39 protein-coding genes are annotated in these 26,061 nt (G+C 66.5%); 4 read left to right on the top strand and 35 right to left on the bottom strand.

Annotated elements, in window-relative coordinates; all coding sequences use genetic code 11:
* Nucleotides 1-14: 14 nt before the first annotated feature.
* From DL991_RS36200 to DL991_RS43125, 30 genes are all read right to left on the bottom strand, one after another.
* Entirely contained in the window at nt 15-569 is a 555-nt protein-coding gene (locus DL991_RS36200) for an adenylate kinase (protein WP_125788827.1), read from the bottom strand.
* Nucleotides 566-1,873 (bottom strand): preprotein translocase subunit SecY, encoded by a 1,308-nt coding sequence (gene secY / locus DL991_RS36195; RefSeq protein WP_034304262.1) that lies wholly within the window; start codon nt 1,871-1,873, stop codon nt 566-568. Before secY ends, DL991_RS36200 begins: the two co-directional genes overlap by 4 nt.
* Before the next feature lie 322 nt (nt 1,874-2,195).
* Nucleotides 2,196-2,828, bottom strand: coding sequence for a LysE family translocator (locus DL991_RS36190; protein ID WP_125788826.1), 633 nt, complete (start codon nt 2,826-2,828; stop codon nt 2,196-2,198).
* 50 nt (nt 2,829-2,878) lie between these two features.
* Nucleotides 2,879-3,544: a hypothetical protein gene (locus tag DL991_RS36185; protein ID WP_233599200.1), complete on the bottom strand. Its 666-nt coding sequence runs from the start codon at nt 3,542-3,544 to the stop codon at nt 2,879-2,881.
* A 367-nt stretch (nt 3,545-3,911) separates the two neighbouring features.
* On the bottom strand, nt 3,912-4,358 hold the full coding sequence (gene rplO, locus DL991_RS36180) for a 50S ribosomal protein L15 (RefSeq protein ID WP_125788825.1): 447 nt from the start codon (nt 4,356-4,358) through the stop codon (nt 3,912-3,914).
* Nucleotides 4,355-4,540: a 50S ribosomal protein L30 gene (gene rpmD / locus DL991_RS36175; RefSeq protein WP_076163011.1), complete on the bottom strand. Its 186-nt coding sequence runs from the start codon at nt 4,538-4,540 to the stop codon at nt 4,355-4,357. The genes rplO and rpmD overlap by 4 nt, the downstream gene beginning before the upstream one ends.
* Before the next feature lies 1 nt (nt 4,541).
* Nucleotides 4,542-5,189 (bottom strand): 30S ribosomal protein S5, encoded by a 648-nt coding sequence (gene rpsE, locus DL991_RS36170; protein ID WP_076163010.1) that lies wholly within the window; start codon nt 5,187-5,189, stop codon nt 4,542-4,544.
* A 31-nt stretch (nt 5,190-5,220) separates the two neighbouring features.
* Complete coding sequence (rplR, locus tag DL991_RS36165; RefSeq protein WP_037314970.1) at nt 5,221-5,619, bottom strand: 50S ribosomal protein L18; 399 nt, start codon at nt 5,617-5,619, stop codon at nt 5,221-5,223.
* 2 nt (nt 5,620-5,621) lie between these two features.
* Nucleotides 5,622-6,161, bottom strand: a complete 540-nt coding sequence (gene rplF, locus DL991_RS36160) for a 50S ribosomal protein L6 (protein WP_125788824.1) — start codon at nt 6,159-6,161, stop codon at nt 5,622-5,624.
* A 16-nt stretch (nt 6,162-6,177) separates the two neighbouring features.
* On the bottom strand, nt 6,178-6,576 hold the full coding sequence (gene rpsH, locus DL991_RS36155) for a 30S ribosomal protein S8 (RefSeq protein WP_005166791.1): 399 nt from the start codon (nt 6,574-6,576) through the stop codon (nt 6,178-6,180).
* An 80-nt stretch (nt 6,577-6,656) separates the two neighbouring features.
* Nucleotides 6,657-6,842 carry a type Z 30S ribosomal protein S14 gene (locus tag DL991_RS36150; RefSeq protein WP_125788823.1) on the bottom strand — a complete coding sequence of 62 codons (186 nt, stop codon included), beginning with the start codon at nt 6,840-6,842 and terminating at the stop codon, nt 6,657-6,659.
* 4 nt (nt 6,843-6,846) lie between these two features.
* A complete protein-coding gene (gene rplE, locus DL991_RS36145; RefSeq protein ID WP_061979954.1) occupies nt 6,847-7,410 on the bottom strand; it encodes a 50S ribosomal protein L5 in 564 nt (187 codons plus the stop codon).
* Between the two features lie 2 nt (nt 7,411-7,412).
* On the bottom strand, nt 7,413-7,727 hold the full coding sequence (gene rplX / locus DL991_RS36140) for a 50S ribosomal protein L24 (RefSeq protein WP_125788822.1): 315 nt from the start codon (nt 7,725-7,727) through the stop codon (nt 7,413-7,415).
* Nucleotides 7,728-7,730: 3 nt separating this feature from the next.
* Nucleotides 7,731-8,099, bottom strand: a complete 369-nt coding sequence (rplN, locus tag DL991_RS36135; RefSeq protein WP_125788821.1) for a 50S ribosomal protein L14 — start codon at nt 8,097-8,099, stop codon at nt 7,731-7,733.
* Nucleotides 8,100-8,178: 79 nt separating this feature from the next.
* Nucleotides 8,179-8,460, bottom strand: a complete 282-nt coding sequence (gene rpsQ / locus DL991_RS36130; RefSeq protein WP_007031041.1) for a 30S ribosomal protein S17 — start codon at nt 8,458-8,460, stop codon at nt 8,179-8,181.
* Nucleotides 8,457-8,705, bottom strand: coding sequence for a 50S ribosomal protein L29 (gene rpmC / locus DL991_RS36125; protein ID WP_007031040.1), 249 nt, complete (start codon nt 8,703-8,705; stop codon nt 8,457-8,459). Before rpmC ends, rpsQ begins: the two co-directional genes overlap by 4 nt.
* Nucleotides 8,705-9,124 carry a 50S ribosomal protein L16 gene (gene rplP / locus DL991_RS36120; RefSeq protein ID WP_061979956.1) on the bottom strand — a complete coding sequence of 140 codons (420 nt, stop codon included), beginning with the start codon at nt 9,122-9,124 and terminating at the stop codon, nt 8,705-8,707. The genes rpmC and rplP overlap by 1 nt, the downstream gene beginning before the upstream one ends.
* A gap of 3 nt (nt 9,125-9,127) precedes the next feature.
* Nucleotides 9,128-9,979 carry a 30S ribosomal protein S3 gene (rpsC, locus tag DL991_RS36115; RefSeq protein WP_125788820.1) on the bottom strand — a complete coding sequence of 284 codons (852 nt, stop codon included), beginning with the start codon at nt 9,977-9,979 and terminating at the stop codon, nt 9,128-9,130.
* Complete coding sequence (gene rplV, locus DL991_RS36110; protein ID WP_125788819.1) at nt 9,979-10,395, bottom strand: 50S ribosomal protein L22; 417 nt, start codon at nt 10,393-10,395, stop codon at nt 9,979-9,981. The genes rpsC and rplV overlap by 1 nt, the downstream gene beginning before the upstream one ends.
* Nucleotides 10,396-10,424: 29 nt before the next feature.
* Entirely contained in the window at nt 10,425-10,706 is a 282-nt protein-coding gene (gene rpsS / locus DL991_RS36105; RefSeq protein WP_026468892.1) for a 30S ribosomal protein S19, read from the bottom strand.
* 18 nt (nt 10,707-10,724) lie between these two features.
* Complete coding sequence (gene rplB, locus DL991_RS36100; protein ID WP_125788818.1) at nt 10,725-11,561, bottom strand: 50S ribosomal protein L2; 837 nt, start codon at nt 11,559-11,561, stop codon at nt 10,725-10,727.
* A 16-nt stretch (nt 11,562-11,577) separates the two neighbouring features.
* Nucleotides 11,578-11,889, bottom strand: a complete 312-nt coding sequence (gene rplW / locus DL991_RS36095) for a 50S ribosomal protein L23 (protein ID WP_101612167.1) — start codon at nt 11,887-11,889, stop codon at nt 11,578-11,580.
* Nucleotides 11,886-12,572, bottom strand: coding sequence for a 50S ribosomal protein L4 (gene rplD / locus DL991_RS36090; RefSeq protein WP_125788817.1), 687 nt, complete (start codon nt 12,570-12,572; stop codon nt 11,886-11,888). The genes rplW and rplD overlap by 4 nt, the downstream gene beginning before the upstream one ends.
* 2 nt (nt 12,573-12,574) lie before the next feature.
* A complete protein-coding gene (rplC, locus tag DL991_RS36085; protein ID WP_125788816.1) occupies nt 12,575-13,225 on the bottom strand; it encodes a 50S ribosomal protein L3 in 651 nt (216 codons plus the stop codon).
* A 31-nt stretch (nt 13,226-13,256) separates the two neighbouring features.
* On the bottom strand, nt 13,257-13,562 hold the full coding sequence (gene rpsJ / locus DL991_RS36080; RefSeq protein WP_003102098.1) for a 30S ribosomal protein S10: 306 nt from the start codon (nt 13,560-13,562) through the stop codon (nt 13,257-13,259).
* 394 nt (nt 13,563-13,956) lie between these two features.
* Nucleotides 13,957-15,150 carry an elongation factor Tu gene (gene tuf / locus DL991_RS36075; RefSeq protein WP_076162999.1) on the bottom strand — a complete coding sequence of 398 codons (1,194 nt, stop codon included), beginning with the start codon at nt 15,148-15,150 and terminating at the stop codon, nt 13,957-13,959.
* A 127-nt stretch (nt 15,151-15,277) separates the two neighbouring features.
* Nucleotides 15,278-17,377 (bottom strand): elongation factor G, encoded by a 2,100-nt coding sequence (fusA, locus tag DL991_RS36070; RefSeq protein ID WP_125788815.1) that lies wholly within the window; start codon nt 17,375-17,377, stop codon nt 15,278-15,280.
* A gap of 63 nt (nt 17,378-17,440) precedes the next feature.
* Entirely contained in the window at nt 17,441-17,911 is a 471-nt protein-coding gene (rpsG, locus tag DL991_RS36065) for a 30S ribosomal protein S7 (protein ID WP_005166770.1), read from the bottom strand.
* Nucleotides 17,911-18,285, bottom strand: a complete 375-nt coding sequence (gene rpsL, locus DL991_RS36060; RefSeq protein WP_003102113.1) for a 30S ribosomal protein S12 — start codon at nt 18,283-18,285, stop codon at nt 17,911-17,913. The genes rpsG and rpsL overlap by 1 nt, the downstream gene beginning before the upstream one ends.
* A gap of 377 nt (nt 18,286-18,662) precedes the next feature.
* Nucleotides 18,663-18,809: a hypothetical protein gene (locus DL991_RS43125; RefSeq protein ID WP_199746243.1), complete on the bottom strand. Its 147-nt coding sequence runs from the start codon at nt 18,807-18,809 to the stop codon at nt 18,663-18,665.
* Between the two features lie 189 nt (nt 18,810-18,998).
* On the opposite strand from DL991_RS43125, the gene DL991_RS36055 reads away from it, so the two are divergent.
* The 4 genes from DL991_RS36055 to DL991_RS36040 are packed head-to-tail and all read left to right on the top strand — an operon-like array spanning nt 18,999 to nt 22,529.
* Nucleotides 18,999-19,577, top strand: coding sequence for a YbaB/EbfC family nucleoid-associated protein (locus DL991_RS36055; RefSeq protein ID WP_125788814.1), 579 nt, complete (start codon nt 18,999-19,001; stop codon nt 19,575-19,577).
* Nucleotides 19,574-19,906 (top strand): hypothetical protein, encoded by a 333-nt coding sequence (locus tag DL991_RS36050; RefSeq protein ID WP_125788813.1) that lies wholly within the window; start codon nt 19,574-19,576, stop codon nt 19,904-19,906. The genes DL991_RS36055 and DL991_RS36050 overlap by 4 nt, the downstream gene beginning before the upstream one ends.
* Nucleotides 19,907-19,919: 13 nt before the next feature.
* Nucleotides 19,920-21,083 carry a hypothetical protein gene (locus DL991_RS36045; RefSeq protein WP_125788812.1) on the top strand — a complete coding sequence of 388 codons (1,164 nt, stop codon included), beginning with the start codon at nt 19,920-19,922 and terminating at the stop codon, nt 21,081-21,083.
* 9 nt (nt 21,084-21,092) lie between these two features.
* Nucleotides 21,093-22,529, top strand: a complete 1,437-nt coding sequence (locus DL991_RS36040) for a hypothetical protein (RefSeq protein WP_125788811.1) — start codon at nt 21,093-21,095, stop codon at nt 22,527-22,529.
* A gap of 4 nt (nt 22,530-22,533) precedes the next feature.
* On the opposite strand, the gene DL991_RS36035 is transcribed toward DL991_RS36040, so the two are convergent.
* From DL991_RS36035 to DL991_RS36015, 5 genes are all read right to left on the bottom strand, one after another.
* Nucleotides 22,534-23,034 carry a GNAT family N-acetyltransferase gene (locus DL991_RS36035; RefSeq protein ID WP_125788810.1) on the bottom strand — a complete coding sequence of 167 codons (501 nt, stop codon included), beginning with the start codon at nt 23,032-23,034 and terminating at the stop codon, nt 22,534-22,536.
* Nucleotides 23,035-23,162: 128 nt separating this feature from the next.
* Nucleotides 23,163-23,654 (bottom strand): MmpS family transport accessory protein, encoded by a 492-nt coding sequence (locus tag DL991_RS36030; RefSeq protein WP_125788809.1) that lies wholly within the window; start codon nt 23,652-23,654, stop codon nt 23,163-23,165.
* Between the two features lie 56 nt (nt 23,655-23,710).
* Nucleotides 23,711-23,944: a hypothetical protein gene (locus DL991_RS36025; protein ID WP_125788808.1), complete on the bottom strand. Its 234-nt coding sequence runs from the start codon at nt 23,942-23,944 to the stop codon at nt 23,711-23,713.
* Between the two features lie 27 nt (nt 23,945-23,971).
* Nucleotides 23,972-24,205, bottom strand: coding sequence for a hypothetical protein (locus DL991_RS36020; protein WP_125788807.1), 234 nt, complete (start codon nt 24,203-24,205; stop codon nt 23,972-23,974).
* A gap of 47 nt (nt 24,206-24,252) precedes the next feature.
* Nucleotides 24,253-26,013 carry a hypothetical protein gene (locus DL991_RS36015; protein ID WP_125788806.1) on the bottom strand — a complete coding sequence of 587 codons (1,761 nt, stop codon included), beginning with the start codon at nt 26,011-26,013 and terminating at the stop codon, nt 24,253-24,255.
* Nucleotides 26,014-26,061: the final 48 nt, after the last annotated feature.

The following is a 26,061-nucleotide window of genomic DNA, read 5'->3' as shown; positions in this document are numbered from 1 at the left end:
CAGTCCTCCGAGGTTCACGTGCGGTCGCGCAGCGCTTCCAGCACGCGGGCGGAGATCTCGTCGACCGTGCCGACGCCGTCGACGGTGACCAGGATGTCCGCGTAGTACTCGAGCAGCGGAGCCGTCTCGGACACGTAGATCTGCTGACGACGACGGATGACCTCTTCGGTGTCGTCAGAGCGGCCGCGGGACAGCAGCCGCTCGACGACGACGTCTTCCGAGACCTGGAGCTGGATGACCGCGTTCAGCTTGGTGTCGACCTCGCCGAGGATCTCACCGAGAACGTCGGCCTGCTTGGTGTTCCGAGGGAACCCGTCCAGCAGGAAACCGACCTTGGCGTCGGGTTCGGCAAGGCGTTCGCGCACCATCTCGTTCGTGACCGAATCGGGCACGAGTTCGCCGGAATCCAGGTAGCGCTTGGCCTCCTGGCCCAGCGGCGTCTGCTCGCCCACGTGGGCGCGGAACAGATCGCCGGTCGAGATGTGCGGGATCCGGAGCTTCTCCGACAGTGCTACCGCCTGAGTACCTTTGCCCGCGCCAGGAGGGCCAACGAGAACCAGGCGCGTCACTTCAAGAACCCTTCGTAGTTACGTTGCATCAGCTGGCTTTCGATCTGCTTCACGGTGTCGAGACCGACACCGACCATGATCAGCACAGCCGTGCCACCGAACGGGAAGTTCTGGTTGTTCCCGCTACCGGTAACGGACAGGAAGAAGTTCGGAAGGATCGCGATGATGCCCAGGTACAGCGAGCCCGGCAGGGTGATGCGGCCGAGGACGTAGCTGAGGTACTCCGCGGTGGGACGGCCCGGACGGATACCCGGGATGAAGCCACCGAACTTCTTCATTTCTTCCGCACGCTCGTCCACGTTGAACGTGATCGTGATGTAGAAGTACGTGAAGAAGATGATCAACGCGAAGTACAGCAGGACGTGCGCCCAGCTGGACTGGTTGACGATGTAGTTCTGGATGAAGACCTGCCAGCCGGCGTTGCTGTTGGCGTCACCGACGAGGCGGCTGATCAGGTCCGGCAGGTAGAGCAGCGACGAGGCGAAGATGACCGGGATGACGCCGGCCTGGTTCACCTTGATCGGCAGGTACGTCGACGTTCCGCCGTACATGCGACGGCCGATCATGCGCTTGGCGTACTGCACCGGGATCCGGCGCTGGCCCTGCTCGACGAAGATGACGCTGGCGATGATCACCAGGCCGAACACGCAGATCAGGGTGAAGACCACCGGGCCGGCGCTGCTGAGGATGTTGCCACCCTCGATCGGGATCCGGGCCGCGATGTTCAGGAAGATGAGGACGGACATGCCATTGCCGACGCCGCGCTCGGTGATCAGCTCACCCAGCCACATCATGACGGCGGTACCGGCGGTCATCGTGATGACGATGATGGCCAGCGTGTAGACACTGTTGTCCGGGATGATCGCGGTGTCGCACTGCGGGAAGAGCTGCTTGCGGTCGGCGAGCGCCACCACACCGGTGGCCTGCAGGATCGCGAGGGCGATCGTCAGGTACCGGGTGTACTGGGTCAGCTTGCCCTGGCCGGCCTGGCCTTCCTTCTTCAGTTCCTCGAACCGCGGGATGACCACGGTGAGGAGCTGGACGATGATGCTCGCCGTGATGTACGGCATGATGCCGGTCGAGAACAGCGACAGCTGCAGCAGTGCACCGCCACTGAACAGGTTCAGCAGCTGATAGACGCCCTCCTGCGACCCGGTCTCCGTACATTGCTGCACGGCGGAATACGAGATACCCGGGGCCGGAATGGTGGCACCGATTCGGTAGACCGCGACGATGGCTAGCGTGAACAGGATCTTCTTACGTAGATCCGGCGTCGCTAGAGCCGAGCGGAAGGCGCTGAGCACGCGGGGAACCTCCTCGGCGTCGTCGGCTGTCTTACCGACGATCGGCTTGGCCGGCCTGGGGCCGGCGGGAACACACAGCTTTCTGGCACAAGCCAGGAACGCTTCGGGGCACACTCGTCCCGAAGCGTGTCGCCGACTCTAACAGCTTCACTGGGCGTGTCCGCAGTGCGTGTGGGTTTTCCGGACGAAGGTTGGTCCGCGAGGTTGATCGACTCGCGCTTCTCGCTCCGGAACCTTGACAGATCACCTTGTCGTCACTCACTTTCCTGGCCCCACCGGATCACACTTAGCCCGCTAAACGCGCTGTGATCAGGGACGGGGTTCAGGAGCTCGAAGCGGCGAGCGCGCCCGCCATCCCGAGGAGCACGACGCCGGTGCCGCGGTCGACGTTCCGACTCGCGCGGCGAGACAGCCGGAGCGACTTCACGAGCGCTCCCGCCCCGATGTAGGTCGCACCCGCGACGAACTCGGCGAGCAGGTAGACGACGCCGAGGATCGCGATCTGGCTGGAAAAGGAGCCGTGAGCTGCGTCGATGAACTGAGGCACGAACGCGGTGAAGATGAGGATCGCCTTCGGGTTCGTGATCGCGACGACGAATTCCTTCCTCGCGATCCGTAGCGCCGGTATGGATTCAGTACCCTGCGGCGCCTGGACCAGCGCGGTTCGCCCGGCCCGGAACGTCGACCACAGCAGGCGCCCGCCGATCCAGACCAGGTAGGCGACGCCCGCCCACTTGATCACCGTGAGTGCAAGTTCGGAAGCCGCGAGGAGCTGTCCGAGCCCTGCCGCGACAGCTGCGATCAACACCGTGAATGCGGCCAAACGGCCTAACAGGCCGGCGAGCCCTTTCCACGCCCCCTGTGTCATGCCGTGGTGCAGGCCGAGCAGATTGTTCGCCCCTGGCGTAAAAGCCACGAGCACCGCCGCTCCGAAAAAGACCGCTACCCAAGTCATCGGCCACCTCCTCCCCCACCGTATCGGCGGCCGCGAGCGCGTTTAGCGGGCTAATCGCGCTCTTTTGCGCCGGATTGCGGCGCAGGCGCGAACGCCGAATAGTCCGGTGCCGACGACGGTGCCTCCGGCGGAAGCACCGTGATGGAGATGCCGTCTTTCGGTGTGGGCATGTCCGCGAGGCTCGGGTCGCCGTTCATCGAGACCTCGTCGTGCTGGACGCGGTGGCTCATCACAGCCGCACCCGCCGCGGTCACGACCGCGGCGAAGAGCGCCCACATGCCCGCCTCCAGCGTCAGCGTCACCCCAGTGCCCTCTCCCATCGGGCGTCCGAGCCCCAACGTGACGGCGGTGACGACGACGCCCGCGAGGAATACCGCCGCGATGGTGGTGAACCATCGGTCCAAAGTGCCCGGACCTCGGAGGCGGGCGGCGCGGACACTGGCGACCGTGGCCACCAGCAGGAACGCCGCGGCGATCAGGAGCGGGATGCCGACGGGCGACGTCGATGTCGTCTGTGGAGGGTGGTCGGGTTGGATGATCTTCAGGTCCCACGCACCGTGCACGACCTCGATCACGACCTCGGCGCTGGGATCGAAGCTGAGTCGATGCTCGGTGCTGAAGAACGGGAAGAGACAGCCCATGAGGGTCAACACCAGGGACAAGGCCGCCAGTCCCGCCGCGACGAGCCTGCGGGGCTCGAGCCGGCCGGACCGCACTGGCCTTTCCGCGGGATCCATGGGACCCGGGACCGATACGACGATCGGCGGGGCATCCGCCTGCTGAGGGGGCTGCGGATCCTGCCCTGGAGGTATGGCCACCCCACGATCCTCCCAGGTCAGGCCCCCCTCCGCCATGCTCCGGCCTCCTCGGCCAGAGCGCCTTTAGCCCCCTAATCGCGATCCGGGGGCCGGACGGGCTGCCCGCACCGGGATCGCGATTAGGGGGCTAAACGCAAGTCGGCGCGAGCGCCGGGCGGAAAGGCCAGATCGCGATTAGGGGGCTAAAGGCGCACGGGGTGAGCGCAAGCGAAAGGCCCGCCTGGCGGAGCCTGGCGGGCCTTTCGGTGAAGCGAGCGAAGAAAGCTCAGAGCGTGGTGGCGGAGCCACCGGCGGCGGAGAGCTTCTCCTTGGCGGAGCCGGAGAAAGCGTCGGCGGTGACGTCCAGCTTGACGCCGTTCAGGTCACCGTTCCCGAGCACCTTCACGAGCTTGTTCTTGCGAACAAGACCCTTCGCGACGAGCTCCTCGTTGCCGACCTTGCCACCCTCCGGGAAGACGCGGGCGATGTCGCCCAGGTTCACCGGCTGGTACTCGGTACGGAAGCGGTTCTTGAAGCCGCGAAGCTTCGGGAGCCGCATGTGGATGGGCATCTGCCCACCCTCGAAACCGGCGGGCACGTTCTTCCGGGCCTTGGTGCCCTTGGTACCGCGACCGGCGGTCTTGCCCTTCGAGCCCTCACCACGGCCGACGCGCATCTTCTCGCGCTTCGCGCCCGGAGCCGGACGAAGGTGGTGGATCTTGATGGCAGTCATGCCTTGACCTCCTCGACCTCCACCAGGTGGCGGACCGTGTGGATGAGGCCGCGAACCTGGGGGGTGTCTTCACGCACCACAGACTGCCGGATCTTGCGCAGCCCGAGGGTACGCAGCGATTCACGGTGGTTGTGCTTGGTGCCGATCTTGCTCTTGACCTGGGTCACCTTGAGCTGAGTCATGTCAGACCCCCTGACCCGCACGCTGGCGCAGCATCCGAGCCGGGGCGACGTCCTCGAGCGGGAGACCGCGGCGGGCCGCGACCTCTTCGGGACGCTGCAGACCCTTCAGGGCCGCCACGGTCGCGTGCACGATGTTGATCGCGTTGTCGGAGCCGAGCGACTTCGACAGCACGTCGTGGACACCCGCGCACTCCAGCACCGCGCGGACCGGACCACCGGCGATGACACCGGTACCGGCGGAAGCCGGACGCAGCAGCACGACACCGGCGGCTTCCTCACCCTGGATGGGGTGGGGAATGGTGCCACCGACGCGGGGAACGCGGAAGAAGTTCTTCTTCGCTTCCTCGACGCCCTTGGCGATGGCCGCGGGAACTTCCTTGGCCTTGCCGTAGCCGACGCCGACCTGACCGTCGCCGTCACCGACGACCACCAGGGCGGTGAAGCTGAAGCGACGACCACCCTTGACGACCTTGGCGACGCGGTTGATCGTCACGACCTTCTCGAGGTGCGGGGTCTTGTCCTGGCCGGCCCCGCCACGACCGCTGTCGCGACGATCCCGGCCGCCACCACGACGTTCATTGCGGTCGTTGCCGCCCTGCCCGCCGGGTCCGCCCTGTCCGCCGCCGAATTGCCGTGTACGTCCCGGCATCAGGCTTTCCTTCCATTCACGAGCATCTGCATCAGAATTCCAACCCCGCTTCACGGGCGGCGTCAGCGAGAGCGGCGATGCGGCCGTGGTAAGCGTTACCGCCACGGTCGAACACCACGGTCGAGACACCGGCGTTCTTGGCGCGGTTGGCGACAAGCTCCCCGACCTTCGCGGCCTTGGCCTTCTTGTCGCCGTCGAGCGCGCGGACGTCCGCCTCGAGGGTGGACGCCGACGCCAGGGTCTTGCCGGCGAGGTCGTCGATCAGCTGCACGGCGATGTGCCGCGACGAACGCTTGACGACCAGGCGCGGGCGCTGGTCCGTGCCGTTGATCTTCTTGCGAAGGCGGAAGTGCCGACGGGCCTTCGCGACGCGGCGGCGGGTCGAGATGTCCTTGCCGACCGGCTTGCGCTTCGTAGTCGTGTCGCTCATGATCACTTACCCGTCTTTCCGACCTTGCGGCGGATCTTCTCACCCTCGTAGCGCAGGCCCTTGCCCTTGTACGGGTCCGGGCGGCGCAGCTTGCGGATGACCGCGGCGATCTGGCCGACCTTCTGCTTGTCGATGCCCGAGACCGAGAACCGGGTGGGGGTCTCGACCTTGAAGGTGATGCCTTCCGGGGCCTCGATCTTCACCGGGTGGCTGTAGCCGAGGGCGAACTCGAGGTCCGAACCCTTGGCCTGCACGCGGTAACCGACACCGTGGATTTCGAGCTTCTTCTCGTAGCCTTCGGTCACACCGACGACGAGGTTGTTGACCAGCGTCCGGGTGAGACCGTGCAGGGCACGGCTGGTGCGCTCCTCGTCGGGCCGCTTCACCTGCAGCGTGCCGTCTTCGGCGCGCTCCACGGTGATCGGCTCGGCGATGGTGTGCTCAAGGGTGCCCTTGGGCCCCTTGACCTTGATCTGCTGACCATCGATGGTCACCTCGACCCCGGAGGGGACGGCGACCGGCAGCTTTCCAATGCGTGACATGTCTGTGCCCCCTTCCTTACCAGACGTAGGCGAGGACTTCGCCGCCCACGCTGTTTCGCTTGGCCTGACGGTCGGTCTGGAGGCCGGACGACGTCGAGATGATCGCGACGCCGAGGCCACCGAGAACCGACGGCAGTTCGGTCGATTTTGCGTAGACCCGCAGGCCGGGCTTGGACACGCGGCGAAGGCCGGCGATGCTGCGCTCACGGTTGGGGCCGTACTTCAGCTCCACGATGAGGTTCTTGTGCTTCTCGCCCGGCTCGTCGCGGTAGCCCGAGATGTAGCCCTCGCGCTTGAGGATCTCGGCGATGTTCGCCTTGATCTTCGAGTGGGGAAGCACGACCTCGTCGTGGTAAGCCGAGTTCGCGTTACGCAGACGGGTCAAGAAGTCTGCGATGGGGTCGGTCATCGTCATGGTGACCTGTCAACCTTTCTCGCCCTGGTTCCCTGCATCGACTGCAAGGCCTGTGGCGAAGTGGGAGTTAAAAAAGACTCTTACCAGCTGGACTTGCGGACGCCGGGCAGCTCGCCCGCGTGTGCCATCTCGCGAAGGCAGATCCGGCAGAGCCCGAACTTGCGGAACACCGCGTGCGGGCGACCGCATCGCTGGCAACGCGTGTAACCGCGAACCTTGAACTTCGGCGTCTTCGCGGCCTTGTGGACCAGTGCTTTCTTGGCCATCGACTCAGTTCTCCTTGAACGGGAAGCCGAGCTTGCGAAGCAGCGCGCGGCCCTCGTCGTCGGTGTTGGCGGTGGTGACGACAGTGACGTCCATACCGCGCGGGCGGTCGATGGCGTCCGGGTCGATCTCGTGGAACATGGACTGCTCGTTGAGACCGAACGTGTAGTTGCCGTTGCCGTCGAACTGCTTCGGCGAAAGCCCGCGGAAGTCACGGATACGCGGAAGCGCGATGGTCAGCAGCCGGTCGAGGAACTCCCACATCCGGTCGCCGCGCAGCGTGACGCGCGCACCGATCGGCTGGCCCTCACGCAGCTTGAACTGCGCGATGGACTTGCGAGCCTTGCGAACCTCGGGCTTCTGCCCGGTGATCGCGGCCAGGTCGCGGATGGCGCCTTCGATCAGCTTGCTGTCACGGGCGGCGTCACCGACACCCATGTTCACGACGACCTTGACGACGCCCGGGATCTGGTGGACGTTCTCGAAGGAGAACTCCTCCTGGAGCTGTCCCTTGATCTCCTCGCGGTACCGCACCTTGAGGCGCGGGGCGATCTTCTCTGCGGTGGTCATGATCAGATGTCCTTACCGTTCCGGCGCGAGACCCGGACCTTCTTGCCGTCCTCGCCGATGCGGTAGCCGATGCGAGCCGGCTTGCCGTCGGAGTCGACGACCATCACGTTCGAGACGTGGATGGGCGCCTCCTGGGTGACGATGCCGCCGGACTGCGCACCGCGCTGGGTCTGGGAGATCCGCGTGTGCTTCTTGATCCGGTTCACGCCTTCGACCAGCACGCGCTCACGCTCGGGGTAGGCCTGGATGACCTTGCCCTTGGCACCCTTGTCCTTGCCGGCGATGACGACGACCGTGTCGCCCTTCTTCACCTTCATGCTCTACAACACCTCCGGCGCGAGCGAAATGATCTTCATGAACTTTCGGTCGCGCAGCTCGCGGCCCACCGGGCCGAAGATGCGGGTGCCGCGAGGCTCATTGTCGTTCTTGATGAGCACAGCAGCGTTTTCGTCGAAGCGGATGTAAGAACCGTCCGGACGACGGCGCTCCTTGCGCGTGCGAACGATGACGGCCTTGACGACGTCACCCTTCTTCACGCCGGCAGCCGGCATGGCGTCCTTCACGGTGGCGACGATGACGTCGCCGATGCCCGCGTAGCGCCGCCCCGAGCCGCCGAGAACGCGGATGCAAAGGATTTCCTTCGCGCCCGTGTTGTCGGCAACCCGAAGCCGCGACTCCTGCTGGATCACGTCTACTCCTGTATGTCGCGCTGGTTCTCGCGCTGAAACGCGAGCCTTGCGGAACTAAGGGACTCAAAAAGAGCCCTACTTACTTGGCCTTCTCCACGATCTGCACCAGACGCCAGCGCTTGGTCGCCGACAGCGGGCGGGTCTCCATCAGGGTGACCCGGTCGCCGACGCCAGCTTCGTTGTTCTCGTCGTGCACCTTGACCTTGCTGGTGCTGCGGAGAACCTTGGCGTAACGACGGTGCTTCTTGCGGTCTTCGAGCTCGACCACGATCGTCTTGTTCATCTTGTCCGAGACGACGTAACCCTCACGGACCTTGCGGTCGTTACGGGGGGCCGCCTCAGCGTTGGGCTGCTCGCTCATGCGGCACCTTCACTCTCGGCGTCAGGGGAAACGGACAGGCCGAGTTCACGCTCGCGCATGACCGTGTAGATCCGCGCGATGTCCGTGCGGACGGTGCGCAGACGGCGGTTGTTGTCGAGCTGTCCGGTCGCCATCTGGAAGCGGAGGTTGAAGAGCTCCTCCTTGTATTCCTTCAAACGCAGAACGAGCTCTTCCGCGGTGAGCTCACGCAGCTCCGATGCCTGGGCAGCACCTGCCTTCGCCATCAGAACTCACCACCTTCACGGGTCACGATGCGGCACTTCATGGGCAGCTTGTGGATCGCGCGACGGAGCGCCTCGCGGGCGGTCTCCTCGTTCGGGAACGAGATCTCGAACATCACGCGGCCCGGCTTCACGTTGGCGATCCACCACTCGGGCGAACCCTTACCGGAACCCATGCGGGTTTCCGCCGGCTTCTTGGTCAGCGGGCGGTCCGGGTAGATGGTCGTCCACACCTTGCCGCCACGCTTGATGTGACGCGTCATGGCGATACGAGCGGACTCGATCTGCCTGTTGGTCACGTAGCTGTGCTCAAGCGCCTGGATGCCGTACTCGCCGAAGCTCACATTCGTACCGCCCTTGGCGGCACCGTGGCGCTTCGGGGAGTGCTGCTTCCGGTGCTTGACCCTGCGCGGGATGAGCACGTGTCAGCCCTCCGTCTTTTCTGCAGTCTCAGCAGCCGGGGCCTCAACGGCCGCAGGGGCGGTGTCGTCGCTCTTGGCGGCGGCAGCGGCCCGACCGGCTTCGGTCGAGGTCGGCGTCGTGCCCGACGCACCGGAACGGCGCGGGCGGGACGGACGGTCACCACGGTCACGGCGCGGGGCACGCTCGGCGGCCGCGGCGGCGTCACGCGCCTCCCTGGCCTTGAGGCCGCCCACGAGCTCGCCCTTGTAGATCCACACCTTCACGCCGATGCGACCGAACGTCGTCTTGGCCTCGAAGAAGCCGTAGTCGATGTCGGCACGCAGCGTGTGCAGCGGGACGCGGCCATCGCGGTAGTGCTCGGAGCGGGACATCTCGGCACCGCCGAGACGACCGCCGCACTGCACGCGGATGCCCTTGACCTGCGGCGAGCGCATGGAGGTCTGGATCGCCTTGCGCATCGCGCGGCGGAACGCCACACGGTTGCTCAGCTGCTCCGCGACACCCTGAGCGACGAGCTGGGCGTCGGCCTCGGGGTTCTTGACCTCGAGGATGTTCAGCTGGACCTGCTTGGCGGTCAGCTTCTCCAGCGCGCCGCGGATGCGGTCGGCCTCCGCGCCGCGACGGCCGATGACGATGCCCGGCCGGGCGGTGTGGATGTCGACGCGGACCCGGTCACGGGTGCGCTCGATCTCGACCTTGGAGATCCCGGCGCGCTCCATGCCCGTGGACAGCAGCTTCCGGATCTTGACGTCCTCGGCCACGTACTCCGCGTACTGCTTGTCGGCGTACCAACGCGACTTCCAGTCCGTGGTGATACCCAGGCGGAAGCCGTGCGGGTTGATCTTCTGGCCCACTACCGGCCACCTGCCTTCTTCTTGCCCTGTGCCTTCTTGGCCTCGGCCTTCGGACGCGACTCCACCTCGACGGTGATGTGGCTGGTCCGCTTACGGATCCGGTACGCGCGGCCCTGGGCCCGCGGACGGATGCGCTTGAGGGTCGGGCCCTCGTCGGCGTAGGCGTTCTTGATCCAGAGGGTGTCCGGATCGAGATCGAGGTTGTTCTCGGCGTTGGCCATGGCGCTGGCGAGCACCTTCGCGACCGGCTCGCTTGCCGCCTGCGGGGCGAACTGGAGCACGGCCAAGGCGTCGGCGGCGCTACGTCCCTTGATCAGCTCGATCACCCGGCGCACCTTGGTAGGCGAGTCCCGGACGAAGCGAGCCCGCGCGTAAGCCGTCGGCAATGCCTCGGCCACGTCGTTCTGGGCGTTCATCGCTAGCTTCCTTGTTCTCTCGTGCCCGCTCAGCGGCGGCGCGACTTGCGGTCGTCCTTGATGTGGCCTTTGAAGGTCCTAGTCGGGGCGAACTCGCCCAACTTGTGACCCACCATCGCCTCGGTGACGAACACCGGGACGTGCTTGCGTCCGTCGTGCACCGCGATCGTGTGACCCAGGAAATCCGGGATGATCGTGGACCGACGCGACCAAGTCTTGATCACGGTCTTCTTGCCCGACTCGTTGAGAACGTCCACCTTCTTGAGCAGGTGGTCGTCCACGAAGGGGCCTTTTTTAAGGCTACGTGGCATGTGCTTCTACCTCCCTGCTCAGCGCTTGTTCTTGCCGGTACGGCGACGTCGGACGATCATCGAGTCCGAAGCCTTGCGGCGACGGGTACGACCCTCGGGCTTACCGTTCGGGTTCACCGGGTGACGACCACCGGAGGTCTTACCCTCACCACCACCGTGCGGGTGGTCGACCGGGTTCATGACGACACCACGGACGGTGGGACGCTTGCCGCGCCAGCGGTTACGGCCCGCCTTGCCCCAGTTGATGTTGGAGTGGTCGGAGTTGCCGACCTCGCCGATGGTGGCGCGGTTGCGCACGTCGACGTTCCGGATCTCGCCCGACGGGAGACGAAGCTGGGCGTAAGGCCCGTCCTTCGCCACCAGCTGCACCTTGGCACCGGCGGACCGCGCCATCTTCGCGCCGCCACCGGGGCGGAGCTCGATCGCGTGGATCACGGTGCCGACCGGGATGTTGCGCAGCGGCAGGTTGTTACCCGGCTTGATGTCGGCGCGGGGGCCGTTCTCAACCGTGTCACCCTGCTTGAGCTTCTCCGGGGCGATGATGTAGCGCTTCTCGCCGTCGGCGTAGTGCAGGAGCGCGATACGAGCGGACCGGTTGGGGTCGTACTCGATGTGCGCGACCTTGGCGGGAACGCCGTCCTTGTCGTTCCGGCGGAAGTCGATCAGCCGGTACGCACGCTTGTGGCCACCACCCTTGTGACGGGTGGTGATCTTGCCGCTGGAGTTACGGCCGCCGGTCTTGCTCAGCGGACGCAGCAGCGACTTCTCCGGGGTGGACCGAGTGATCTCGGCGAAGTCGGAGACGCTGGAGCCGCGACGACCCGGGGTCGTCGGCTTGTACTTGCGGATGCCCATGTGTCAGCTCAGTCCTTTACGCGGTGGGTCCGCCGAAGATCTCGATCGGCTTGCTCTCAGCCGAAAGAGTCACGATGGCGCGCTTGGTGTCCTTGCGCTTGCCGAAGCCGGCGCGAGTCCGCTTACGCTTGCCCTGGCGGTTGAGGGTGTTGACACTGACCACCTTGACGCCGAACACCTTCTCGACCGCGATCTTGATCTGGGTCTTGTTGGCGTCCGGGCGAACCACGAACGTGTACTTGTGGTCTTCAAGCAGTCCGTAGGACTTCTCGGAGATCACCGGCGCGAGCAAGATGTCGCGGGGATCGGGGATGGCGATCGCACTCACTGCTCGTCACTCCCTTCAACCTCGCTCGACCGAGCCGAAGCCTTCGCGCCCTTGCCCCGGACGGGGCCGGCGACGAACACGTCGTAAGCGGCCTTGGTGAACACCACGTCGTCGTTGACCAACACGTCGTAGGTGTTGAGCTGGTCGGGCGTGATGAGGTGGACCTCGGCCAGGTTCCGCAGCGAGTTCCAGCTCAGCTCGTCGTCGCGGTGCAGCACCACGAGAACGCGCTTGGCCTGGGTCACCGCGGCGATGACGGCCTTGGCGGACTTGGTGGACGGCTTCTCGCCGGTCACCAGTTCGGTGACGACGTGCAGCTGTCCGGCGCGGGCCCGGTCCGAGAGGGCGCCACGCAGAGCGGCGGCCTTCATCTTCTTCGGGGTGCGCTGGGTGTAGTCACGCGGCGTGGGGCCGTGGACGACACCACCGCCGACGAACTGCGGCGCACGGGTCGAACCCTGGCGGGCGCGGCCGGTGCCCTTCTGGCGGTACGGCTTCTTGCCACCACCGCGGACTTCACCGCGGGTCTTGGTGTCATGCGTGCCCTGGCGCGCGGCGGCCAGCTGGCCGATCACGACCTGGTGCATGAGGGGCACGTTGGCCTGCACGTCGAAGATCTCCGAGGGGAGCTCGACCGTGCCGTCGGCTTTACCGGCCGGGGTCTTCAGCTCGACGCTGGTCATGTTCAGTTACCACCCTTCGCGGCGCTGCGAACGAACAGCAGGCCGCCCTTGGGACCGGGCACGGCGCCCTTGATCAGCAGCAGGCCGTCCTCGGCACGCACCGCGTGCACAGTCAGGTTCTGCGTGGTGACCCGGTCGTTGCCCATCCGGCCCGCCATGCGCAGGCCCTTGAAGACACGGCCCGGGGTGGCACAGCCACCGATCGAGCCGGGCTTGCGGTGCACGGCCTGTGCGCCGTGGCTCGCGCCCTGGCCCTTGAAGCCGTGACGCTTCATGACACCGGCGTAGCCCTTGCCCTTGCTGGTACCGGTCACGTCGACCTCGATACCGGCCTCGAACACCTCAGCGGTGATCTCCTGGCCGACCTCGTAGGTCTCGGCGTCGGTGGTACGCAGCTCGGCAAGGAAACGACGCGGAGTCACGCTCGCCTTGTCGAAGTGGCCGGTGCGAGGCTTGTTGACCCGGCGCGGGTCGACCGCGCCGAAAGCCAGCTGCACGGCCTTGTAGCCGTCGGTTTCCTGGGTCCGAACCTGGGTGACCACGTTCGGGCCGGCCTGCACGACGGTCACCGGGACGACCCGGTTGTTCTCGTCGAAGACCTGGGTCATACCGAGCTTGGTGCCCAGAATGCCCTTCATTTGCCTGTCAGACATGAGTCTCTTACTCTCCGCCGCTCGCCAGCCGCTACTGGATGTTGACGTCGACGCTCGCCGGCAGGTCGATGCGCATGAGCGCGTCGACCGTCTTCGGCGTCGGGTCGAGGATGTCGATCAGACGCTTGTGCGTGCGCATCTCGAAGTGCTCGCGCGAGTCCTTGTACTTGTGCGGCGAGCGGATGACGCAGTAAACGTTCTTCTCGGTGGGCAGCGGCACCGGCCCGACAACACGGGCGCCGGTGCGCGTGACCGTCTCGACGATCTTGCGCGCCGAGGTGTCGATCGCCTCGTGGTCGTAGGCCTTGAGCCGGATGCGGATCTTCTGTCCCGCCATGGTGGCTGCTCGTTCCTTGTCGTCTCGTGCCGCTTTTGTCTTTTCAAACCTCAGTCTGGCTGAGGTTTTCCCAGTTCAACGGCCCTGTCCCCGGTCCACGCGGTCGGGCGTGTCGAGCCCGACGCACAGACGGATCCCGCGGGATCTTCGTCTTGCCTGGTCTTCCTCAACGTGAGGAGGCGTCGAGCCGGCGGAATGCTTATCGCCGTCTCAAACGCCCTTGCCCGCTAGCCTCACCCGAAGGAAGTGCTCCGCGGACCGTGGCCGCTCATACCAGGGCGGCCGGAACCTCGAAAGGTTCGGCCGCCCCAGGACGAGCAACCTGAATAGTGTCGCACACGTGATTTGACGCCCCTAACCCGGGGGTGTATTGACCCCGGACGGGGCGTCTAAATCACTTGTTGATCTTGGTGACCTGGCCGGCGCCCACGGTCCGTCCACCCTCACGGATGGCGAAACGCAGACCCTCGTCCATGGCGACCGGCTGGATCAGCACAACGCTGATGTCCGTGTTGTCGCCCGGCATGACCATCTCGGTGCCCTCCTTGAGGGTCACCACGCCGGTCACGTCCGTCGTACGGAAGTAGAACTGCGGGCGGTAGTTGTTGAAGAACGGGGTGTGACGGCCACCCTCGTCCTTCGACAGGATGTAGACCGAGCCCTCGAACTCCGTGTGCGGGGTGGTGGTGCCCGGCTTCACGACGACCTGGCCGCGCTCGACGTCCTCGCGCTTGATACCGCGGACCAGCAGACCGACGTTGTCGCCGGCCTCACCCTGGTCGAGCAGCTTGCGGAACATCTCGACACCGGTGACGGTGGTCTTGGTCGACTTCTCCTTGATGCCGACGATCTCGACCTCTTCGTTCACGTTGACGCGGCCACGCTCGATACGGCCGGTCACGACCGTGCCACGGCCGGTGATCGTGAAGACGTCTTCGATCGGCATCAGGAACGGCTTGTCGAGCTCGCGCACCGGGTCCGGCACGTTCTCGTCGACGGCCGCCATGAGCTCGAGAACGCTCTCGCCCCACTTGGCGTCGCCCTCGAGGGCCTTCAGACCGGAGACCTTGACGACCGGAGCGTCGTCACCGGGGAAGTCCTGGGAGGACAGCAGCTCGCGGACCTCGAGCTCGACGAGCTCCAGGATCTCTTCGTCGTCGACCATGTCGGCCTTGTTCAGCGCGACCACGATGTAGGGCACGCCGACCTGCTTCGCGAGCAGCACGTGCTCACGGGTCTGCGGCATCGGGCCGTCGGTCGCCGCGACCACGAGGATCGCGCCGTCCATCTGCGCCGCACCGGTGATCATGTTCTTGATGTAGTCCGCGTGACCGGGGGCGTCCACGTGGGCGTAGTGACGCTTCTCGGTCTGGTACTCGACGTGCGAGATGTTGATCGTGATGCCGCGCTGCTTCTCTTCCGGCGCGTTGTCGATCTGGTCGAACGCCGACGCCGTGTTCAGCTCGGGGTACTTGTCGTGCAGAACCTTGGTGATCGCCGCGGTCAGAGTGGTCTTACCGTGGTCGACGTGACCGATGGTCCCGATGTTGACGTGCGGCTTGGTCCGCTCGAATTTCGCCTTCGCCACTGGAATGTCCTCCTGGACTGTTTTGCTTACTCACCGGCCGACGTGGCTGTCGTCAGACGGAGATTCGTTTCTCGGTGGGTGGTGCGGACGTTCAGGAGTTTTCCTTATGCCCGCGAGCGAGAGGGAACTACTCCCCTGTCGCCTTCGCGATGATTTCCTTCGCGACGTTCGCGGGAACCTCAGCGTAGGAGTCGAACACCATGGAGTAGTTGGCACGTCCCTGGGTACGCGACCGCAGGTCACCGACGTAGCCGAACATCTCCGACAGCGGGACCAGTGCCTTGACGACACGGGTACCGGCGCGCTCCTCCATGGCCTGGATCTGGCCACGGCGGGAGTTGAGGTCGCCGATCACATCGCCCATGTAGTCCTCGGGCGTGGTGACCTCGACGGCCATCAGCGGCTCGAGGATGACCGGACCGGCCTTCTTCGCGGCTTCCTTCATCGCCATGGAGCCGGCGATCTTGAAGGCCATTTCCGAAGAGTCGACCTCGTGGTACGCGCCGTCCAACAAGGTGAACTTCAACCCGACGAGCGGGTAGCCGGCCAGCACGCCGTACTGCATGGCGTCCTGCGCGCCCGCGTCGACCGACGGGATGTACTCCCGCGGCACGCGACCACCGGTGACCTTGTTGGAGAACTCGTAGAGGGCACCGTCGGTGGACTCGAGCGGCTCGAGCTTGACGATGACCTTCGCGAACTGACCGGAACCACCGGTCTGCTTCTTGTGCACGTAGTCGAGCTTCTCGACCGTCTTGCGCACCGTCTCACGGTAGGCGACCTGCGGCTTACCGATGTTCGCCTCGACCTTGTAGTCGGACTTCATCCGGTTCACCAGCACCTCGAGGTGCAGCTCGCCCATACCCGCGATGATCGTCTGGCCGGTGTCCTCGTCCAGGTTGACCTGGAACGTCGGGTCCTCTTCGGCCAGCTTCTGGATCGCCAGGGACAGCTTCTCCTGGTCGGCCTTGGTCTTGGGCTCGATCGCGACGCGGATGACCGGCGCCGGGAACGTCATCGACTCGAGGACGACCGGGTTCTGCGGGTCGGCGAGGGTGTCACCGGTGGTGGTGTCCTTCAGGCCGATGACCGCGTAGATGTGGCCGGCCTGGGCCTCGTCGACCGGGTTCTCCTTGTTGGAGTGCATCTGGAAGAGCTTCCCGATGCGCTCCTTGCGCTCCTTGGTGGCGTTGATCAACTGCGCGCCGGCGGAGACCTTGCCCGAGTACACCCGGATGTAGGTCAGCTTGCCGAAGAACGGGTGCGCGGCGATCTTGAACGCCAGAGCGGAGAACGGTTCGTCGACGGACGGCTTCCGGAGGACCGGGGTCTCACCGTCGGGCAGCGTGCCCTCGACGGCGGGGACGTCCAGCGGCGACGGAAGGTAGTCGATGACCGCGTCGAGCATGGGCTGCACGCCCTTGTTCTTGAACGCGGAACCGGTGAGCACCGGGTACGCCTCGCGGGCGATGGTGAGCTTCCGGATACCGGCCTTCAGCTCGGCCTCCGTCGGCTCCACACCCTCGAGGAACTTCTCCATCAGGGAGTCGTCGGTCTCGGCGATGGCCTCGACCAGCTTCTCCCGGTACTCGGCCGCCTTGTCGGCGAGCTCGGCCGGGATCTCCTCGACGGCGTAGTCCTCGCCCTTCTGGACCTCGCCGCGCCAGGTCAGCGCCTTCATGCGGACCAGGTCGATGACACCTTCGAACTCACTCTCGGCGCCGATCGGCAGCTGGATGACCAGCGGACGGGCACCGAGGCGCTCCTCGATGGTGCGGACGGTGAAGTAGAAGTCCGCGCCGAGCTTGTCCATCTTGTTGACGAAGCAGACACGAGGAACCTCGTACTTGTCCGCCTGACGCCAGACCTGCTCGGACTGCGGCTCGACACCTTCCTTGCCGTCGAACACCGCGACGGCACCATCGAGCACGCGCAGCGAACGCTCCACCTCGACGGTGAAGTCGACGTGACCCGGGGTGTCGATGATGTTGATCTGGTGATCGGCCCAGAAGGTGGTGGTGGCAGCCGAGGTGATGGTGATACCCCGCTTCTGCTCCTCCTCCATCCAGTCCATGGTGGCGGCGCCATCGTGGACTTCACCGATCTTGTAGTTGACCCCGGTGTAGAACAGGATCCGCTCGGTGGTGGTGGTCTTACCGGCGTCGATGTGGGCCATGATGCCGATGTTGCGGACCTGGTTCAGGTCGGTCAGCACTTCACGTGCCACGAGAGTGTTCCCCTGTCTCAAAATTGGGGCCCGGCAAGGCTTTGATCGGCAGCCGGGCGGTCATCACCAGCGGTAGTGCGCGAAGGCCTTGTTGGACTCGGCCATCTTGTGCGTGTCCTCGCGCCGCTTCACGCTGGCGCCGAGGCCGTTGCTCGCGTCGAGCAGCTCGTTCTGCAGGCGCTCGATCATGGTCTTCTCGCGGCGAGCCGCGGAGAAGGAAACCAGCCAGCGAAGCGCGAGCGTGGTGGAACGTCCCGGCTTGACCTCGATCGGCACCTGGTAGGTGGCACCACCGACACGGCGGCTCTTCACCTCGATGGTGGGCTTCACGTTGTCAAGGGCGCGCTTCAGCGTGACGACCGGGTCAGTGCCGGTCTTCTCGCGAGCGCCTTCGAGGGCGCCGTAGACGATGCGCTCGGCCAGAGACCGCTTGCCGTCCTTCAGCACCTTGTTCACCAGCTGGGTGACCAGCGGGGATGCGTAGACGGGGTCAGAGATCAGCGGCCGCTTGGGGGCCGGACCCTTGCGGGGCATTAGCTCTTCTCCTTCTTCGCGCCATACCGGCTGCGCGCCTGCTTACGGTTCTTGACACCCTGGGTGTCGAGCGAACCGCGGATGATCTTGTAGCGGACACCCGGCAGGTCCTTCACACGACCACCGCGCACGAGCACCATCGAGTGCTCCTGCAGGTTGTGGCCTTCACCGGGAATGTAGGCGGTGACCTCGATGCCGCTGGTCAGCTTCACACGAGCGACCTTGCGAAGCGCCGAGTTCGGCTTCTTGGGGGTTGTGGTGTACACGCGAGTGCACACACCACGCCGCTGCGGGCTCCCCTTGAGGGCCGCGGTCTTCTGCTTGGCAGCCTTGTCCTGGCGGCCCTTACGGACCAGCTGCTGGATCGTGGGCAATGGACCAGCTTTCTGTTCGCGATCTTGCTACTACGTGTTGTCTCCGGCCCCCGCGGTCGGGCGTGTCGGCCCGCGTCACGGTCTTGCGACCGGTAACTTCCCGTAGGGATTTTCCGTCGGATCCCGTGTGGGCGAAGCCGGTGGACCGGATGCCTGAGCACCCCGTCCATGCCGCACGGCACACGGGACGGCCCGACGCCTGCCGGGCACGGTCTCCAAAGATACCCGGCCTCTTCCGGACCGGCCAAATCGGGGGGTCTATAACTATATCGTGCCGGGCGTCACGCCGCGGCGAACCTGATGGAACGGCGTTTCGGACCGGTTCTCCATCCGTGCCCGCGCCACCGCCCTCGACGGAGGCGCCGCGCGCCCAGCCATCATTCCTCGTCGGGTTTGGCGTGGTCCGCCCGGCCCGGATGCGGGTCCCTCGAGAGATCGATCAACGGATGCACGGGAGCCCCCTCCGGCGCCGCGTGACTCCCCCGCCGGGGTTCTTCGATGCTTTCCTGCTGCTCGGCGTCCACGACGCCCTCCCCTCACTCGTACTGATTCCGCCCTGCTCGGCGAACCACGCTACCTATTCCCCTATCGGGTGAGCCGGATGGATCCGGAAAGGACACCATCGCGTCAAAGCGGTGAATGGGTCACGATGACACCGGTCACAGTGCCGCCGCTGATGACCGGACGACGCACCGCAAGCACGGGGAGGCTCCATGTCGGCCGAGTTCGAACAACTCGTCGCGGAATTCGAGAAATTCCAGTCCAAGATCAAACAGGCCGAGACGCAGTTCGCGAAGGTCGGCGAGATGCAGAGTGAACTGGCCGAACTGGAGTCGGTGGCGACGTCACCGGACCGTTCGGTCACCGTCGTCGCGGGCCCCGGCGGGTCCGTGAAGGACATCCGCCTCAGCCCGGAAGCCCTTCGGCAGCAACCACAACAGCTCGGCGCCGCCATTCTGTCCACTTTGCACACCGCGGTGGCCGACGCGGCGCGGAAGCAGGCGGGGATCGTCGACGCGCAGTTCGGCGGGACGTTCCATACGAACGTCGAAGAACAGGTTCTCGAAGCCCAAGCCGAAGCGTTGGGAACCACAACGGACGATCTGCGGTCTCAGATGTCGGAGGAGCCACCACCGAGCACCGCCCGCCGCCCTCGGAACGAAGACGACTTCAGCGAGGAAACGGTGCTCCGGCGGTCGGACGAACCGGCTCCCGGACGACCGCCGTCGGCCGGGGACTCGCCCGGTGACCAGTTCCTCAAGAACCTGTTCGACGAGGAGGATCACCGATGACCGGACCAGGCGGGCACGCGGTCAAAACGCAGGCCTTGATCGACTACGCGAACAAACTCGGTTACTACAAGGACGAGGCCGGGAAGTTCGGCGACCTCGTCGACCAGGCCGACGTCACGGACAAGTCGTGGGGCCTGATCGGGCTCGCGGTGAAGCAGACCTACACCGGCAAGCTCGCCGATCTGCGCGAACTGCTCGAACTGATGAAGACCGGGGTCGACGCGTTCTCCGGGAAGATGACCCAGGCGGCGTCGATCTACAACGGCTTCGAAAACGACGCGACGATCACCCTGGGAAAGTACGAAGCCAAGATCGACGGACCGAAGTGAGCTGGGGGACGGCATGACCGACGAGAAGGCGAGTATCGCCGGCGGCGTCAAGATCACGGGTGACGACAGCTTCGGCAAGAACGCGCTCGACGCGGCGAAGAAGGTGCCGATCGCGGGCAAGGGCGTCACCACCGTCGCCAACGCCTACGAGAAGTTCGGCGCCGCGCAGGGTCCCGGCGACGTCGTGGCCGCGGGCGGGCAGCTGATCCAGGACGGCGCCGGGTTCATCGCGGGGGCTGGCGCGGACCTCGCGAGCTTCGTGCTCGACCCGGTCGGCTGGCTGGTCAGCAACGGCCTGAACATCCTGATCGAGCTGATCCAGCCACTGCAGGACGCGCTGCACTTCGTCACGGGCGACGGTCCGGCGCTCAAGACCGCGGCCGGCAACTTCGGCAACATCGCCAAGGGCTTCGTGACGCTGGCCGACGACTTCGTCAAGACCGGCGACGAGTCACTGAAGGACTGGGTGGGCGACGCGGGCGACGCCGCCCGGAACGCGCTCGGCGACTTCGCCGTCGGCATCAAGGGCATCGGCAACAGCGCCGGGACGGTGGCCGAGACGCTGCAGATGTGGTCGATGGTGATGACCGTCATCGAAGAGGTCGTCAAGTCGATCATCTCCGAGCTGGTCACCTGGGCGATCTACATCTGGCTGCCCGCGCTGGCCGCCTCCGTCGTCAGCCTCGGCTCGTCGGTGGCCGCCGCGATGACCGCGACGATCGCCAAGGCCGCGAGCGCGATGGGCAAGATCACCAAGCACCTCGGCAAACTCGGCAAGCTGCTCGACAAGTTCATGGGCTTCCTGCTCAAGTGGACGGACGACCTGGTCAAACAGGGTTCGAAGCTGACGAAGGCCGGCAAGGTCGGGATGACCCCCGGCCAGGAGAAGGCGATCGTCGGCGCGTTCGCCAAGGACTCCGGGACCCAGCTCGGCACGTTCGGCGATGCCGCGAAGGACGTCCTCAAGGGTGTGCCGAACCAGGCGATCAAGCAGGTGGTCGGGGTCAATCCCACCGATCTGTCGAAGGGATCGGCGTACCAGGGCAAGGCTGCCTTCGACTTCGCGAACAAGGCCATCGACAACACCAGGACCACCACGACCGGGCAGGAATACGGCCGGACCGGCGGTCGCCACAGCGAAGAGGAGACCCGCGAGAACCTCGACATGGACCAGTAGGGTCGCCCGATGGACGATCAGCTGGCCGGGCCGTGGCTCATCGCCGGTGGGTACACCCTGGCCCTGGGGCTGTTGCTGCTCGGAGGGCGCTTCGACGGACGGCGGCCAACGGCGGCGGCCGTCAGCTACGCGCTCTGCGGGATCCTCGTCTCCGAAACGTCGCTGTACTGGCTCTCGGCCGGGTCCGGCAGCGCGGTGCCCGGCTGGCTCTGGTTCGCCTTCCCGGTGGTGATCGCGGCTTTGGCGGCGTGGCGGGGGCATCGGCAGAAGACGTGGACCGGCAGGCTCGACGGGACCGGTGAGCCGAGCTTCGGCGTGCTCCCCCAACGCGGGATCGCCGTCACCCACGCCTCTCCCGAGTCGGTGGCGACGGCCGTCGAGTTCGAGCACAACGGACATCGGCTGCTCGGAGTCGAGTACGGGCTCGGCGGCTCGGCGGACTTCCCGGACCTGGCCAGGACAGCTGACCTGATCGATGGGACATACGCCCTGATCCAGCTGCGGACGCCGGAGGTGCCGTCGGTCGTCATCACCCCGGTCACGGGCGCCTTCGAGCCGGAGCGGTTCACACCGTTGGAGGACGCCCGCATCACACGGAACACCATCGGGGCACCGAAGCCGGACGCGCTGCTCCAGCGGTTCGAGACCGGCACGGAGTTCGACCGCCGGTTCACCGTGACGACGTCCGATCCGGAGTTCGCCAAGACACTGCTCTCCCCCGGCGTTCGCGCGCTACTGGAGGGCGACTCGTGGTTCCGGGTCCGCGAAGTCGCCTTCCACGGCGGCTCGCTGTGGACCTCCGAAGCCGGGACGCTGACCGAAGAGGTGATGTTCGCCGACTCCCGGCGACTGGCCATACTCGCGTCCACAGTGGACTGGGAAGACGCGGATTTCCGTGCTGTCGCAGCGGCTTCCGACACCAGCGACACCGGATGGCTCGGCGGAAGGCGAGGCCCGCTCGCCGGGCTCCGCGGCCCGCTCAACCGGCGCCGGGAAGCGGCGGGCCGTCAGCCGCTGTCGTCGCTTTCACTGGTGGCGCGCACGGTCGTCGCGCTCGCGCTGGTGCTGCCGGGGCTGGCGCTCGCGGTGAACTCGCTGACCGCGTTGACCGGGCTCGCCCCCGAGGCGCGGCTCACCGTGACCGCGACGCTGCGCGCGGAGGCGGGCACGTCGACCTGCACCAGCTGCGGCAACGGAAACCTGGTGGACGGCACCTACGAACTCGACGGCGAGACGCATGAGGTCAAGGACCTGCGGTGGATGTCGTTCGGGACGTTCCCGGAGCGGGGTGACGTCGTCGACATCGCCGTGACCCCGCTGTGGTGGCATCCGCTGATCGAGGGCAAGGACACCGGCGTCATCCTGCTGCTGATCGGACTGGCCCCCGTCCTCGCCGGTGCCCTCCTCGGCAAGGCGACCTTCACCCCGCGGCCGCGTCGCCTTTAGCGGGCTAAACGCGATCCGGCACCGCCTGGGCCAGGGACTTCGCGAAGTAGTGATGCGCGAACGGCTCGTTGTTGAAGGGCTCGACCGTCTCGTAACCGAGGCGGGCGTACAGGGCCCTCGCCTCGACGAGGTCGTCGCGGGTGTCGAGGCGGATCTGTGTGGCGCCGAGTCCCCTGGCGACGTCCTCGGCGGCGGCCACGAGCAGCGCCGCACCGCCCTTGCCGCGTTCGGACTTCCGCAGGAAGACGCGGGTGAGCTCGGTGATGTCCGGCGCGGCGACCCGCAACCCGGCGCAACCGGCGAGCACCCCGTCGCGCCAAGCGAGCAGGAAAGCGCCGGTCGGCGGGACCAGGTTCCGGCTGTGGTGCTCCTCGATCAGAGCGTCGAGCTCCTCCTCGGTGACCTGGCGCCCGTAGTAGCGGGACGCGATCTCGTCGAGGTACTCACGCAGCAGCTGGGCGGCGTCCGGGTGATCGACGGGGGTGACTTCGAAGCTCCAGGTCATGGCTACATTCTGCCTACCCCGGCCAGCGAATTTCGCCCGCCGCCGGATCGCGTTTAGCCCGCTAAAGTCGACACGGGGGCCGGAAAGCGCGCCCGGGCCCGGATCGCGATTAGCCCGCTAAACGCAAGTCAGGAGGGGGCGAGCCGACCGGCGCAAGTCGCGACCTCACCGGGAGCGGACTTCTCCGACGTGACGACGGCGCCGCCCACGGCCACCCGGCATTCGACCGCGCCCTCGCCCTGCCCCATCAGCTGGACGGTCGGCGGAGTGCCGGTGTTCTTCCACGTGAGCTCCTTGCGCCACGGCAGCGTCACCTGCGACTCCTGATGCACGAGCCCCAGCCCGTTCGAGTCGTAGACCACGGTCGCCGTCCCCGTCCCGGCGAGCTCGTAGACGATCCGCCAGTCGTTCGACACCGGCTGCGGCTGCGGCCGGCTCAGCGTCCGCGTGATCGTGCGGTCCGGCTCCCGCGACGGCGCGGCGCCGGTCGGCTCGCCGACGACGGCCACGGTTTCGGCCTGCGGCTCTTCGTCGCCGTTGAGCAGCACCACACAGGTCGCGAGCGCGGCCACCACGATCCCCGCGATGGCGATGCGCCCGATCAGTTGTCTGTCGGCCATCGGTTCTCCTCACCGAAAGCGGCGGCGCGGCCGGAGGAGCCGCGCCGCCGCGGAAGTCAGGACGGCAGCAGCCGGCCGGGGACGCCGTTGAGGGACTGGACGAGGCCGAGCACCGGGACGCCGAGCGGCGCGAACGTCCAGATGTTGTTGAGCTCGCTCGTGTCGGGTTCGTCGACGACCACGACATCGTTCGGGGCATCCTGCGCGGCAAGCGCCGGAGCGGCCGAGCCGAGTACGACGAGACCGGCGAGCGCGGCACCGGTGACCGCGCGAACGAAGGTCTTCTTCATGAGATTCTCCTTTACTGGTAACGGTTTTTACGAAATCGGCGTGATGATCCCGTAGATCGGGGCGAGGACGTCGGTTGGCACGGGAACGGTCGGTCCGAGTAGTCCGCCGAGGTCGACGCCGGGGATCAGCCAGAGCGCCGGGCCGCCGCCACCGGTCGGCAGTCCCGGCAACGGGTCGGCCGAGGCGACCCCGCCGGCGAGTCCGGACAACGCGCCCGCGACGGCGAGCGGCAGCAGCACACGGGCCGCGATTCGCTTCATCTCTTCTCCCTTTTCCTTTCACCGCCGCTGGAAGCGAGCGGAATCCTTCACCGCAGAACCGAACTGATCGGCACGATCGTGCCGTCGGGGATCCATTGCCCCGCGTAGTTCCGGTCGGCGATCATCCCGACGGCGTGCGGTTCACCCGGGTACATCGGCATGGCGTTGACCTGTGCGGCCGCGAAGATCTGGACGTCGCCGTTCATCGACCTCCACTGGTCGCCAAGCCAGTTCCGGAAGCCGCCGAGCGTGGGGCTTTCGCCACCGAAGGCGTTGTTCGCGGCGACCGCGAAACTGACGGCGACCTGCTCGCGCGGGTCGAACCTCAGCGGCAGCGAGGAGCTCGCGACGGAGTTGACGATCGGCCCGTTGAGCAACCAGGGCGCCAGATACAGGCCGTACTGGTGGGTCGGCTTGAGCCGCTGGGACTCGGCCGCACGGGTCATCGCCGTGTAGCCGCCCGCCCAGCCGGACACGACGACCAGCGCGGTGTTCGCGCCCGCCTCGGTCCGCACCGCGAGTCCGGAGCGTGCGGCGGTCTCGCGGACCAGTTTCGCGGCGGCCACACTGCGCGGCGAGGTGTCCTCGACAAGGGTGAGCGCGGCAGGCTTGCGCCCGGCGAGGAACTCGACGAGTTTCACGAGAGAACCGCTGTCCTCACTCGAAAGTCCGTCCGCGGGGCAGGAGGTGAGAACCTCGCGGCGGTCGGCGATCAGGCCGCCCAGCGCGGCCGAGGCACACTCGGGCGCGTCCGTGTCGGCGATGGGGTGCCCCTGCTCGTCGCCCGCGTCGACCTCGATGGTCGTCTTCTCCCCGCCACGGCTGATGATCAGGTCGCTGCGGCCCTTCGGCAGGTCGACCTCGGCCCAGGTGCCCTCGGCGCCGGGCCGCACGATGGCCTTGCCGACCAGGCCGCCTTCGATTCCGGCGGACAGGTCTTCTCCCGCGCTCGCGGGAAAGTGGACGAGGTTCTTGCCGGGCCGCTGCGGGCTCACGAGTACCGGGAACCGCTGGTCGCCGATGGCGGCGTCCGCGAGCAGCGCGACACCGGGAACCGGCGATTCGGGCGGCTTGGGAATGGCCGCGAGGGCGCTCCAGGCGAGGAAACCGATGGCCACGGCGGCCGCGCCGAACCGGTAAGCCCGCGTGGAATCGGTTCCTGTGAAGAAGAATCCCGCGACCACGGTGGCGAAGAGCGGCAGCAAGGCGATCACGAGCAACGTGAGGCCGAAGAGCGTGCCGTAGATCCGGCGGTCGAACCCCAGACCGGAGGAGAACAGCTGGACCGCACCCGCGACGACGAGAAGTCCGCCCAGGGTCAGCGAAAGCGGGCCGAGCCGGAAGTTCGTCTGACGCCACTGCCCGGCGGGCACCCAGACGGACAGAACGGTGACACCGAACCACAGGGCCGCCGCGGCGACGTAGACGGTGTCGATGGCGAATTCGACGCCCGTCCGCCCGAGCGAGGTTTCGAGCACCACCAGTGCGGCGAGCCCGAGGGACGCCCAGCGGCCTGCCGACGGCCAGCGGATCAGGACGGGAATCGCCAGCGCGAGCACGAGATGCACGATCAGCGCGATGACATTGACGTCGGTCGCGAAGGCGGAGATCGCGGCCAGCGCGGCCGAAACCCCGCCCAGTACGGCGATGGTGAGGTGGAGACGCCGGGGCAGCTCGCCCACGAGCGGGCGCAGGATTCCCGTTCCGGCGAGGAAAGCGGTCGCCAGCAGGAGGCCGAGCCGAAGCACGACCAGTGCGATGTCGACTCCGGCCGAACCCGAGCTCGCCGGTATGACGTGGTGATCCATAGGGACCTTCTCCGAGCAGATCGGCGGAGTCGTGGGTGGCGGACTGTG

Source organism: Amycolatopsis sp. WAC 01375, assembly GCF_003947325.1.
Taxonomy (GTDB): domain Bacteria; phylum Actinomycetota; class Actinomycetes; order Mycobacteriales; family Pseudonocardiaceae; genus Amycolatopsis.
This window is presented reverse-complemented; position numbering and strand designations above follow the sequence as displayed.